2 protein-coding genes are annotated in these 14,195 nt (G+C 61.8%); one reads left to right on the top strand and one right to left on the bottom strand.

The features are described 5' to 3' along the window. The first annotated feature begins 339 nt into the window (after window positions 1–339). On the top strand, window positions 340–13,134 hold the full coding sequence (locus C1722_RS11745; RefSeq protein WP_102379401.1) for an InlB B-repeat-containing protein: 12,795 nt from the start codon (window positions 340–342) through the stop codon (window positions 13,132–13,134). 115 nt (window positions 13,135–13,249) lie between these two features. Here the strand turns inward: C1722_RS11745 and C1722_RS17460 are convergent, their stop codons facing one another. Beyond that, window positions 13,250–13,855: a hypothetical protein gene (locus C1722_RS17460; protein WP_244902538.1), complete on the bottom strand. Its 606-nt coding sequence runs from the start codon at window positions 13,853–13,855 to the stop codon at window positions 13,250–13,252. Window positions 13,856–14,195: the final 340 nt, after the last annotated feature.

The raw sequence follows: 14,195 nt of genomic DNA, 5'->3' as shown, positions 1-14,195 counted from the left end.
TGTTTCACGTGAAACATCTGTTCGTTTTTTACGAAAAGTCTCTGTTTTAAAACGAGGAACCCAAACCTCGTATTTTCGCCTCTATTTGGTAGGATAATTCATAATAAGTTCCTTATACCAGTTCAACTAATGAATTTTTCCATACAAATACTGCCGCTGCGCTGAGAAAGTATTGTAATATCCTACCGACGAAGCTACAATTTCCCCACTTACGCAAGTTATTACATTGATACTGCGCTATCAAGTGAACGATAGATCAGACCGATCCGCGTCGACCACGAAGGCTCTGGGGGCTTGATCGCGATTCGGCGTGCGACGATCTTTCGAAGGGAGATTCCGATGGGCAAAGCTTCCGGGGGCATCGAGCATATCCAGGCTGCGAAACGGCGGGAAAAGGGAGGCGGGGTGCCCGCAATGCGCAAAGCGGTATCGCTGGCCCTGTCGATCCTGCTCGTAGTAACGTCGTTAGGGGTGCCGTCGTTTGCGTCAGCCGAACCGAGCGGGAGCGCTGCTCCAACGTCGACGGGCGAGGCATCCGCGATTGTTCCTCTGGCGAACGCCGCTGGCCCGCTTGTTGCGGACGCTTCGGGTGCGCAATCGGGCAATGGGCTCGCTGCGCTCCCGCAAACCGCGGGAGACTCGAATGGATCGAGCGGATCGGGCGAAGCGACGGCCGGCTCGACCGACGAAGCGGCTGGCAGTTCTGCCGAAGGCTCGTCTGACGGCGAAAGCGGAAACAGTTCGGACGACGGTGACACGGGCGGCGCAAGCGGAAGCGAAGGCGCCGAGGGTCCCGAGGGCGCAGGCGACGGTCTCGGCGAGGGAGCAGGCGCAGGCGATGTCGAAGCCGACGGGCTCGATGACGAAGCGGCCCTCGCCGCTGCGGCAGCCGCTGATGGCATCATCCCGCTTTCGGACAACAAGCTCATCTACTGGAACCCTTCCGACGTGCCGATCCGCGACCCCGACGATCAGCGCATCATCGCGGCTGCGGGCGACGATACGAACACAGGCGCAAGCGCCGATTACCCGGTGCTCACCTACGATCGCGTCCAAGAGCTCTTCCGCCTTACGACGGGGGCGACCGTCGTGGTCATGACCACCGTGCAGCTCGGATCGACAGCCACAAACGGCACGGTCATTGCGCCGCAGAACATGACCATCGACGGCATCGATCCCCAATCGACGCTCAACAACGATGTCACCTTCACGTTCTGGGACAAGACGGTCGAGGAGCTGTTCCTCGTGCCCGACGAGGGCGACGGATCGAGCGCGGCAACGCTCACCCTGAAGGACGTGAAGATCGTCGGCGATCCGGTGGTGGGTACGATGCGCATCATCGGAGGCATCGAAAACACGGGCGGTCAGCTCAACATCGGCCAGAACGTCAGCGTTGAAGGAGCGATCCAGACCGACCTCGACGATTGGGGCCGAAGCGATGCGGGCACAGGCGCCATCTACAACCCCTTGCAGCTCACGGCCACGCCGAACCCCGGCACCGTGTACACGCTGTACTACTCGGGCATCGCCGACAACCTGAACTACCAGTACCTCAACGTGGTCGAAACGACGGTCCCGGGACTCGATATCAAGCCGTACTTCCAGCTCAACAGCGGCAACACCGCATACAACTGGCAGCTCGTATACGACAACGAGGGCCCGACTTTGGCGGGCGACCCTGCTGGCGTGTTCGACATAACGAAGCTCGAGCTGTACTGCAGTTTCCAGTACGAAGCCATCTACCTGTCGGGCAAGGGCGACGACGAGAATTTCGGCGGCAACTGCCGCTTCCCGGTGAAGACGTTCGACCGTGCCAAGGAGCTGCTCGAGCACACGAACCTGCAAGGTCGCGGTGTCATCTACATCTGCGACACCGTGACGATCGACGGATCAGAAACCTGGTCGCTTCCTGTGGCCACCTTCCCCGATGCCAGGGTGTTGATCTGCAGAGACCCCGACCACAAGCACAACGAATCCGCGCAGGCGGCAACGCTGACTTCGAACATGATCCGCGTTCCCGCGGGCGCGACGCTCACCACATCCGACATCACGATCCAGATGGACACATCGCCTTCGGCGGACAGCCGCACGGTGCTCGTGCAGCCAGGCGCGACGTTCAACATGAACGACGGCACCCGCATACTCGGTTCCGAGACGACTTCGACAGCCGTTGTGGGTATCGGCGTTGATGTTCAGGGCGCAGCTGGCAAGAAGACGACGTTCACCATGACCGGCGGCGAGATCGGCTACCGTTCGCAGGGCGTGCGCATCAAGGGCGTGTCGTACCAGCCTGCAAACACCGTGTTTGCCATGTCGGGCGGCGCGGTTCTGAACAACTACCAGTACAGCCGCGGCGCCCCGATTTCCGGCGATTACGGAGCGGGCATATCCGTGGGCGATGCGACGGTGGCGATCAGCGGCACGGCTTTGATCACGGGCAACCAGTCGTACAACACCTCGGGTTCGTCCTCGTCGACGTCCAGCCATGGTGGCGGACTGTATGCGAAAGGGGCATCCACCGTCACCATGTCGGGCGGCACGTTCGAGGCCAACAAGGCTACTTCGCGCTCGGGTGGCGGTGGAGCCGTGAGCCTGCATGAGAATGCAAAATTCATCATGACCGGCGGCACCATGAAGAGCAACCAGGTCGGCGAGTACGGTCTCGGCGGCGCCATTGCCGCGTACAGGTACAGCTCCGTCGACATTTCGGGAGGCGCGTTATTCGAATCGAATTACGGACGCAACGGCGGAGCTGTCTATGCTACCGACGATGCGAGCTTGCGCATTACAGGCGCGACTTTCAAATCGAACACCGGAACCTACGCAGGTGCCGTCGGAACCGGCTCGACGGTTACCATGGATCTGACGGCGGCAACGTTCGATAGCAACAAAGCTGAATACGGCGGCGCGATCCACGGATCGAACATCAAGGCCATTGCTTCTTCTCCGGGCTCCATCGTGTTCACCTCAAACATCGCAACGCGCTACGGTGGAAACCTTTCGACGTACGAATCCCGGGGAGACGTTATCCTCGGGGGTGTCGTAATCGAGAAGGGTAGTGCCCCCCTCGGTGCGGGCATCCACACCGCCAGCGGCGTTCTCAAGCTGACCGACTGCACCATAACCGACAACGTAGCCACCGGTTCGGGCGGCGGTCTCTACGTGGCGGCGGGAACGGTAACCATGGACGGCGCAACGACGACGGCGCGCAACGAGGCCGTTTCGGAAGGTGGCGGCATCTCGCTCCAGGGCGGCTCCTTCACCATGAAATCGGGCGACGTAACCGACAACCTGTGCACCGATGGTGCTTCTTCCAACGCGTATTTTGCCGACGAGGCCTATCTGCTCGGCGGGCGGTTCGGGGCGTCTGCGCCGACGACGGGCGGGGTGTTCGTAGACATCCCAGCGAACCATGCGCGCAAGGTGTACGTCGATGCGAACCAGCTCACGCTCGACAACAACAACTTCTTCTTGAACACGGCGCTCAGCCGCCTGCTCTTGCTCGATGCACCCGGCTCTTCGGTGAGTCTGCCCATCTCGGTCAACACCGAGGTGTTCGAAGTGGGATCGACGGTGGTCGAGCCGGTGGGATCGGTGACGGTTGCGGGGCAGACCTACGAACTCGAGGACGCCTCGCCCTATGTTGCGACGTTCGAGGGCGGCACCATTCCTCCTAAGACGACATTGGGCGGCTTCAACAAGAACATCATTCTCGTCGGCGAGGGCGTCTACGTCGACGGCATGGGCGGCAACGACGTTACCAACGGGGGCACGAGTCCCGACGATGCGGTTGCAACCTATGCGCGGGCCGAGCAGATTCTGCGTGAGCGCATCGCCGACGCCAACGCGGCGAGCGTTCCCGCCGCCCAGACGTTCGAGCCGTTCATCTACATATGCGGCGAGGTTCGCGTGATCGACGCGCAGGTGTGGTCGCTCGACTACCAGAACGACTCCGCGTACACCCAGCAGCACAAGGCGTACGATTCCGAATGGTTCCCGCAGGTCAAACGCTTTGCGAGCTACTACGGAACCATGGTGACCGCGCTTGGCGGCTCAGGAAGCCTGACGCTCGAGAACATCGTGGTCAACGGCATGGCCGAGGCGGTGAGCCCTGAGAACCCCAACGTCACCTCATCGACCGCCGGTGGCGTCGATGCGATCATCGATATCGATTTGGGCGCATCGGTCGTGCTCGACAGCGGCAGCGTCGTGTCCAACAACTTCCAATACGGCATCAGGATGAAAGGCCAGTCGTCGATCGTCATGCAGGGCGACAGCGTTTTGAGCAGCCACCGCAACGATGCCATCACCCTTACCGCAGGATCGACGGCGCGTCTGGCTGATCAGGCGCGTATCACCTGCGAGACGACATCGAACCTCGGTTATGCCGGACGGGCGGGCGTTTCGGTATCAGGTTCGAACGGGCCGCTCATGAAGACCTCGGTGGTCATGGAAGACGAAAGCGTGATCGAGGCGAAAGGGTCGCTCGGCATCGAGGTGCTGGACGGCGCGAAAGCCGTTGTGGGAACGTCGTCCGATACCGATGCTTCCCATCCGACCATCATTGTCGATGGCGGCACGGGCATCTATGCGGCAAACGATGCCGAGGTGATCTTGCAGGGGTTTGCGCGCATCGAATCGATCACGGCGAAACGGGGCGTGGGCTACCATGCCGCAGGCGGATCCGATGCGATTGCGGGACCGAAGCTCACGGCGAAAGACGACGTGACGATCAGCGGGTTCTCCAGCGCCCTGCGATTCGGATCGAGCAAGGGCGTTTCGGCAGATCTCTCCGGACGGACGAAGATCGATCTCTCTCAGTTTGGCATCTATGCGGGCGGGTCGGGCTCGCTCGCGTACACCGACCTCGCCGTCACGTTTACCGACGACGCCGGCATCGACTCGTGCGATCGAGGCGTGTTCATGGATCTGCGCGAAGCGGCGAGCGGTCCTGCCGCAAACGTGACGTTTTCTGGGGACAGTTACATCGACAACGCGATGAGCGGCCCTGCGTACGAGGATTATGCTTCGGGCACGAATTTGACGCTTTCCGACAACGCCCGCTTCTCGAACGGGCAGTCGCAGGGCGTGTACGTGAGGAGGGCAAGCGACATCCCCTACTACACCGCCGGCACGATCACGCTGACCGATCAGGCGACGATCAGCGGGTACAAGAACAGCGGCATATACATCACCGATTACACGACCGAGAGGCTCTCAGACTATGATATCGTCATGACCGGTTCGGCATCGATATCCGATAACGGGCAAAACGGCGTCCGACTCGATCAGGGACCCACGCTTTCCATGGGGCCGGGCACCTCGATCCTGCGCAACAACCAAGGCGGCACGATAACGAAGGGCATGTCCATCTGGACGAAGGGCGCTCTGTTCATCGATGCCAACGCCGAGATCGACGATGAGACGTATCTGGCGTACGAGGGCAACATCATCACGCTGACCAACGAGCTCGGCACCCCGATCGACGAGCTGTCGGCGGGCAAGTTCAAACTCGCCTACATCCAGGCGTTCGTCGGCCATCGCGTTGTCGGGCCCGATGCGGCGCGCGGCGTGGCTGATGCGACCGACTATTACGACCTGTACCAGACGACCGACAACATCCCAAGGGATTACGGCATCGTGCACGGAACCGATGCCGACGAGACGTACATCGTGGTCATTCCGGGACGCGACGTGTATATCGCGGGCAACAACAGTTACGGTGCGGCAGCCGAGGGCGACGATGCGAACAACGGGGCAAGCCCGAGCACCCCGGTACGCACGTTCGCGCGAGCGCTCGAGATATTGAAGACCCGTGAGAAGGGCGGCGATATCTACATCTGCAACTACATGGTCGAGCCGTACCTTGCCTCCAAGGGCATCAACGATCTTGATTGGAGCCTTCCGGAAGGCGGATTGTTCACCAACGACAAGGGCGATACGTGGCAGCCCTTGATCAAGCGCGAAGAGAACTACAAAGGCATACTGATCTCGGTTACCGCTACGCCGACGCCATTCGTTGCGGCCAATCTGACGTTCGATGATGCCAGGCCGGCGGTTCAGGATACCCGGCAGCAGATCATGACCGTGGACGGGCTTGGGGTCGCGAACCTCACGAATGTGGAGTTCACCAACGCTCTGACCCATTCGTCCTACGGCGGTGCACTCAGCGTGGGTGCCACGGGAACGGTCACCATGAACGGGGGTGGCTTCAGGGATATCAGAACATCTAATTCTGCAGGCGGCAGCGCGTTTGTGATCAACAACGCCGGAACGCTGAGGATGAGTAACGTCGAGGTGACCGATGTGCATGTGACGGGTGTGGCACCGTTGTTCTCCAACCAGGGAACCATGAGCGTGACTGACTCGTCGATCCACGGCATCATCTCTGAGGGGACGAGATCATACTCGCTGATGGGCGGCCTGTTCCGGTCGGCTGGGGGAAGCCTGACGATCCACGACACGCACATTCGCGACAACCACCTGAGCACCGATTCCCAGGTGCAGGGCGGGCTGTTCTACATTTCGCAGTCTGCTTTCACGCTTTCAGGCACGACCGTTGTCGAGGACAACGTGGTCTCGCAGGTTGGCACGGGTTCAATCTACGGCGGACTGGTGTATCTTACCGCGTCGAACACGGTGGCGACCGATGCAACCATAGCTGGCGCGACCATTCGCAACAACGAGGTAAAGAACGAGGGTCAGCCGAACAATTCCTGGGTGTACGGAGCGGGCTTCCACCTTGCGGCGGCGAATGTCACGCTCACCATGAACGGCGGCTCCATCGAAGATACGGCGACCAACCTGCGCTACTTCCGCGGCGGCGCGGTGATGGTCGGCAACGGCACCTTCGTCATGGCCGACGGCACCATCGAGGGCAATGCAGCCACCTGGGGGTCGGCGGTGTACGTTGACAAGAACGGCGCTTTCACGCTTGCGGGCGGCACGATCAAGAACAATCGCACTGTTACCGGCGCCGAAGCGTCAAAGCAGAACGCGGCAATCTATGTCGATTCGCCGAACTTCACCCTCAAGGGCGGTCGCACGACCGTTGAAGACCGCATCTTCCTCACGACGCGCGACAACGCCATCACGCTTGCGGGCAGCATCTATCAGAAGGACCGCCTGTACAAGGTTGACGTTCCCACAACGACCAGCCTGTCGTCAAGTCCGTTCAGGAAGGGCGATGCCGTGGTCGTGCCCGATGGCGACGTCATCCGAACGGCAACGGCGTACTACCGCTACTTCGAGGTGAGCGCTCCCGGTTTCGTGCTTGAGAAGCAGGCGCCGAACCTTGTGCTCAAGGCGTACATCTTCATGGACTCCACGACCTCGGTGCCTTCCGGGCAGCGCGACGGCGCAACGCCGGCAACGCCGTACCAGTCGTTTGCCGAGGCGAAGTCCAAGGAGCTTGCGGCTGGTAACGATCTGACGCATACCGTGTTCTTCGTCAGCGGCCCCATGATCGTGACGGGCAGCGAGACGTGGACGCTTTCCGAGGGTCTCATCGACACCGATGGCGACGGTATTGTCGAGATGACCTCGCGTATCATTCGCTATACGGGCTTCTCGCTGACTGGTACGGCGTATCCGGCCTACCTCGGCGAACTGGTTACGGTCGAGTCGGGCGGCTCGTTCGAGCTCACCGATATCGCCATCGACGGACGCCGCGACATCGACGAGATCACGGGCGGCTCGCTCGTGAAGGTCGAGTTGGGCGCCTCTTTCAAGCTCGGTGTGAACGCGGCGCTTTCGCTCAACGACAACACCGACGGTTCCGCATCCGGGACGTACTACACCACGGGCGGCAAGGGCGGCGCCATCTTCAACGAGGGCGCAACCACGATCGCTGACACCGCTGCGATCGCGCAGACCAAGGCGGGCAAGGGAGCGGCGATATACCAGAACGGCACGCTCACCATGCTGGCGGGTACTTCGTCGATCAGCGGATCGGTGTATCTGACCGGCACCAAGACGTCGGATGTCAGCGCGGGCTTCAGCTCGATCGTGAACGTCGAAGACGCCTACGTGCCCTCCGGCCAGCTTTCGATCGCGCTCGAGAACCCCTACAACCACCGCGAGGTGGTGGAGTATCCGGGCGGTTCTGTGCCGACAACCGCGCAGGCGGCCTACTTCGGGCTCGAACCCGACGTGGCCGCGCTGTTCAAGCTCGGCAACCGCAACCTTGCGGGCAACATCCTCGAACTCCAGCAGAAGGGCGTCGTCTACCTCGACGGCGTGAACGGGCTTCCCGGCAACAACGGCGAAACGCCCGACACGGCGGTCGACACGCTCGAGCACGCTTACGAGCTGCTCAAGGCCGCCGAGGCGTTCAGCCCCGACGGGTCGGGCGGCGGCGTCATCATCGTGGTCAACACGGTGACGGTGCAGCCGGGCGATTCTTTCTCGCTGACCAACAACGCGACCGACGAGCTGTCGGTGTACAACAAAGGCAAATCCGATGAGGTGGAAACCGCAGGCACAGTGTACATCCGCCGCTACGCCCAACCGACGGCGCACAACACGCTTGTCGGCTACACCGCGCCAACGCACTACGGCACGCTGTTCAACGTGGCCGGAACCTTCGAGTGCCAGGGCATGCCCTTCGACGGCCACAGCGAACCCTTCTCGGGTACCGCTCCCTTCGCTGCCGACGGCGTCGACGCGCTGGATCCGGTGATATCCGTTGCGGACGGCGGATCGTTTGCCGGTTCGTTTACGACGGTCGTCAACAACGACAACGTCGCATCAGGCGGCAAGGGCGGCGCGGTGCGCGTCGAGAAGGGCGGAAGCGCCCTCTTGACGAACGCTTCGACCACCAACACGCAGGCCGAATTCGGCGATTCGATCTATCAGGCCGGCACGCTCGAGTTGGCGGGCGGCTACCTGGGTCTCACCGACGAAATCTATCTCGCGGGCACGGGCAGCACGTCCGCGCCGCAGAACAGCGCGTTCATTACGGCGCGCGAGCGCGGCATCATGAATTCGGGCGGCACGCCGTTTTCCATCACGCTCGAAGATGTGTACCGAGGTCGGCCGGTTGTAGAATACCCCGCAAGCGGCACGAACCCCGGTGCGACCGACAAGAAGCTGTACCGCCTTGAGGATCAGGTGAGCGCCGTGTACTCGCTTGGCAACCGCAGCGGAGCCGAAAACATGCTCGAGCTGCAGTTCGTTGCGGGCGTGTACGTCGACGGTGTAAACGGGTTGAACACGAACACGGGATTCGATCCCGAGAACGCAGTCGAAACGCTCTCGCAGGCCTACAAGGTTGCCGAGCAGGAGAACGCCGGCACGATCTACGTGGTGAACACCGTCACCATGGACGCTTCGGCGTACATCACCTCGACCTCGTACACGGCGGGGCTCATGGGCGATCCCGAGGAAACGGTGCTCACGGGCAACTCCATCACCATCGAGCGCTACTCGCGGCCTGACGCCTACGCGAGCCTTCCCGGCTTCGATAAGGAAAGCCATACGGGAACCCTCATCGAAGTGACGGGCGGCGTGCTCGCGGTGGACGATCTCGTGATCGACGGCCACAAGAATCGTGTGGCAGGCTCTGATATCGGCCCGAAGGCAACCGCGAACGGCGTATCCGCCGAGGCTCCGCTCATCGTAACGAGCGGCAGCGGCAACCTCCAGCTCTACGGGGGAGCGGTGCTGCAGAACAACAAGAACGTATCAGCGACGGTGTTCGGCGGAGCGGTGTCCAACCGCGCGACCGTCCGATTCGAGGATGCGACGCTTGCGGGCAACGAGGCTGCGCGCGGCTCGGGCGTTTACCACGACGGTGCGAAGTTCGAACTGGCCAGCATCACCGATGCGAGCTTCGCAGGCCATGAGATCTATCTTGCCTCGGCTAACACGGGTACGTCGGAAACCCCCGTATGGGCCGACCGCGCCATCGAGGTGACGAAGGAGCTTCCCGGAGCCGTGTCGGGGACGGGTGCCCTGCTCGTCAACGTCGACCGTGCCGAGCGCACCCGCCCCATCGCAGAATTCGACGTTGGCACCTATGCAGGCTCGGTCGCCGCCGAACGCGAGCACTTCAAGCTCGGAGCCACGGTGCCCGCGAACCTCAAGATGGAACAGTCGCTCGTGTTCGCCGACACGATCGAGCTGCAGGATTGGATTTCGGTCGGCGTGACCAAGACGTGGGTGATGCCCACGGGTGCAAGCGCGGGTTCGCGCATCGAGTTCGAACTGCGCAACACCGACGAGGACGGCGACCAGACGACTAAGAGCGTGTGGGTGGACGTGCCCGCTCTCGGAAACCCGACCTGTTCGGACGGTACGGTCACGGTGAACGGCGACGGATCGTGGACGATCCAGGTGGGGCACGTGAGCGGCTACGAAAGCGCTTCGGGCTACACCGATCCGATCGCCTACGAGCTCGTCGAGACCAAGGTCGACAACACCGATGTGGCCGATACGCTCTGGAACCCCTCGGTAACGGGTTCTGCGGCGACGGGCTTCGCGCTGAAGAACGCTCAGAAGCTCACGATCGATTACGAGGCGAACGGGGCCGTAGGCGATGTGCCCGACGATCAGACCGTCGTGATGGGCTCTTCTGCGGCGGCGGCAGCAAACGATCAGACCGTACCGCTCGCCTATAGCGGCAAGGTGTTCGCAGGCTGGAACACGAAAGCCGACGGCACCGGCACCCATTACAAGGCGGGTGAGAACATAACGCCTACCGATAACATGACGCTGTGGGCTATGTGGCTCGTGGCCAGTAAGACCTCGGCCAAGGAGCATACGGGCAATACCGATCTCAAACGCGGCGAAGAGCTCACCTACACGATTGCAGTCACGCTGCCTGAAGATGCGACCGATCTCGTAATTTCCGATCTCGTACCGGCCGAGACCTCGTTCAAAGCGGGAAGCCTGCTTGTCAACGGGGCTGATGCGGGGCTTAAGGGAGCCTACAACGCGATCGATAAGAAGGTCACCTGGACCATCGGCACGCTTGCCAAGGACACGCAGCTCACGGTTTCGTTCACGGTGACGCTTGGCGAGGATGCCGAGAGCGTAGACGAGATTACCAACGTAGCCGACGTCGCGTACGGCGGATCGACCTACCAGACCAACCTGAAGAAGGATCCTGTGGGCACGTCGTACACGGTCACCTACCACGGCAACGGCTCCGATGAGGGCACGGCGCCGAGCGATCCGAACAATTACCTTCCGACCGAGCAGGTGGTTGTGCTCGGGCGCGCATCGCTTGCGAAGGACGGCTGGACGTTCGTCGGCTGGAACACCGCGGCCGACGGATCGGGTACGCACTATGCGCCTGCAGCAACGCTCAACCTGTCGGCGGATCTCGACCTGTATGCCATGTGGTCGCAGGCGGTGAAAACATCGGCGAAGGAAAACGCGGATGACACCTACCTGCAGCCCGGTGAGCAGATTGCCTACTCGATTGCGGTAACGGTGCCGATGGGCCTTGCGGGCGATCTGAAGATCACCGATGTGGTTCCTGCGGGACTCACCTACGACGACGACAGCGCCGGTTCGCAGGCCGTGTACACCGACGGCACGCGGACCATCGTGTGGACCATCAGCAACGTGAGCGCGGGCGATGTGGTGACGGTGGGCTTCACAGCCACCGCCGATGCCGACATCGTCTCGGGGACCACGCAGCTGCCGGTTAAGAACAAGGCCTCCATCGCGGCAGACGAGTGGGGCAGCTACGATTCCACGGAAACCAACGACACCGCTGCCCTGACCGCGCAGGTAACCTACCACGGAAACGGTGCTACGGGCGGCACCGCGCCTGTCGACGAGGGCTACTACCTCGTCGACGCGGACGCCACGGTGCTCGACAACAAAGGCGCTCCCGCGCTCGTTGCCGACGGCATGCACTTCGCCGGATGGAACACCCAAGCGGACGGTACGGGCGCGCACTACGACGCGGGCGATGCGGCGGCTGTACCCGAGGGCGGGCTCGACCTCTACGCCCAATGGCTCGGTATAGAGAAAAGCTCGGCGGAAGACGAGCCGACGGCGCCGCTTAAGCCGAATGAGAAGCTGCGCTACACCATCGAGGTTGCCGTTCCCGATGCCCAGGCGATCACTGTGTCCGATGCGGTGCCTGCGGGGACGTCCTATGAGGGAAGCAGCGCGAACATGGGAGGCCAGCTGGTTGGCGACGAGGTTGTCTGGACGCTCAATCCCAGCGGTCCCGGAACCATCACGCTCACCTTCGAGGTGATCGTCGATGCGGATGCGCAAACGGGTGCGCTCGTTGAGAACACCGCCGAGGTTACGGTGGCAAGCGGGGCCTACGAATCGAACACCGTCGAAGACGAGGTGACCATCAACGAGTATCGGGTGATCTACCGTGAAGGTGCGGCCGATACGGGCTCGGCTCCCGTCGATGCGGTCATCTACGACGACGACGAGGTCGCCACCGTGCTCGACAACGTCGGCACGCCCGACACCATGACGCGTGCGCTGCTCGGCGACGGCTCGCCGCTCGCCAAGGAGAAATCGCACTTTGTTGGGTGGAACACCGAGCCCGACGGCACCGGCACCCATTTCAAGCCGGGCGATACGATTGCCATGCACGGCGATGTGACGCTTCATGCGATGTGGATGGGCGTTGAGAAGACGGTAAACGTGGAAGAAGGCGAAGAGGTGAAGCCGGGTCAGGAACTCGAGTACACGCTCAAGGTTGACCTGTCCGACCCGCTGGCGTTCACGAGCGCGACGCTCGTCGACCCGCTGCCGGCCTCCGTGTCGTACGTGAACGGCTCAGCCACCGAGGGCGGCACCTACGATGAGGCACGGCATGCGATCGTATGGACCATCGATCCCACGGCCGTCGGCGAAACCGTGTATAGCTTCAAGGTCAGGGTGGACACTTCGGCCCCGGGCGGTTCGATCATTTCGAACACCGCGCTCGTATCTGCTGCGGGTGCGAACGGTATCGAGGCCGAGTACCGCTCGAACACCGTCGATGTTCGCATCGCGCCGCAAACGCCTGCGGGTATCGGCCTGATCTCGAACATCGTGCGCACGGGTGATCCGCTTGTTGTGACGGTGGTGCTCGTCGGCGCGATCGCGGCGCTTGCTCTTGCCCTGGGCGCTGCGGCCGCGCACAAGAAGCGCAGGCGCGACATGAGGTAGTTGCAGGGGCGTTGGTGAGTTTTCATTGTTCGGCTCTGCATGGGGTCCCTCGATCTTGCGGGATCGGGGGACCCTCGTCATTAATCACCCGTGCAATCGGACGGCAGGGAAGCGTTCAGTCGGCCAGATTGCATACAGTGAATATCTGCGCTGCCGTCGATCGGGATCGGGCTGCACGCCGCACAAATCGAGCGACTTCGTCGCTTTGTGGAATGCCGTATTGCCTCAACAGCTTTGTGAAACGGTTCGCGTGAACCACGTCGTTGTACGAGAGCCGTACAATTGGCATTCCGTACAAGGTGAGTTGTGCTTCCCGATGCCGTTCATCGACGAGCGAGCGCAGCATGGAGCGCCCTTTGAGCATCGTCTCATCTTCGTACTTCTGCATGCCGTCGAACTCGCCGATGACCTTGCTTCCGTCCAGCCGGGTCCAAAGAAAATCGACGCGGTAGGTGCGTCCCCGGTGCAAAGGCTGAGGGAACGCGACCTGAAGCTCGGGAAGTGCGAATCCCTGTTGGATCATCGCTGCGCGTGCAATGGATTCGCCACCGCTTTCGCTGAGGGCATCAGCATAGCGCATCGTTCTCATGGCATGAGCCTTCCCCGTGTGGCTGCCGCCGATTCGCCTGAAATGTGAGATGAACGAACTCGCCGAACATCCGCTTACGCGCAGTGCGCCGTCCGCGATGGCGAGCGCTTGCCCGAAATCGACGGTTCGCATGCAGTCGAAAGCAGTTCTTTGCAGCGATGTCACGCGAAGGCCCTGTACCGTGACCGGTTCGTCGCCTTCGACGATATGCCAACGGATGCTCCCCGATCGGGGATTGCGGTTCGCTCGCGATGTTGCGACGCAGACAGAGTCCAGTCTTCTGTACGAAACCGGCAAACCGAATACTACGGCGGCCGATTCGTGGCAGAACGTCCAGGTAGGATGCTGGCTCTGCAGCGTACGCAAGATGCAGAGAGTTTGCTGGGGTCTCGTAAGCGCGTTCCAGTACGGGGCGCGTGCGTACATGCCCCGTGCCGGCCGGATGACTTCCTCGCGTTCGACTCGGCGTCGA

Source organism: Raoultibacter timonensis (assembly GCF_900240215.1).
Taxonomy (GTDB): Bacteria; Actinomycetota; Coriobacteriia; order Coriobacteriales; family Eggerthellaceae; genus Raoultibacter; species Raoultibacter timonensis.
The sequence above is the reverse complement of the archived record's forward strand: the minus strand, read 5'-3'. Positions and strand labels throughout refer to the sequence as shown.

Coding starts and splice junctions, on each gene's coding strand:
- C1722_RS11745 (WP_102379401.1), top strand. CDS start 340: ATGGGCAAAGCTTCCGGGGGCATCGAGCATATCCAGGCTGCGAAACGG.
- C1722_RS17460 (WP_244902538.1), bottom strand. CDS start 13,855: ATGCGAACCGTCGATTTCGGGCAAGCGCTCGCCATCGCGGACGGCGCA.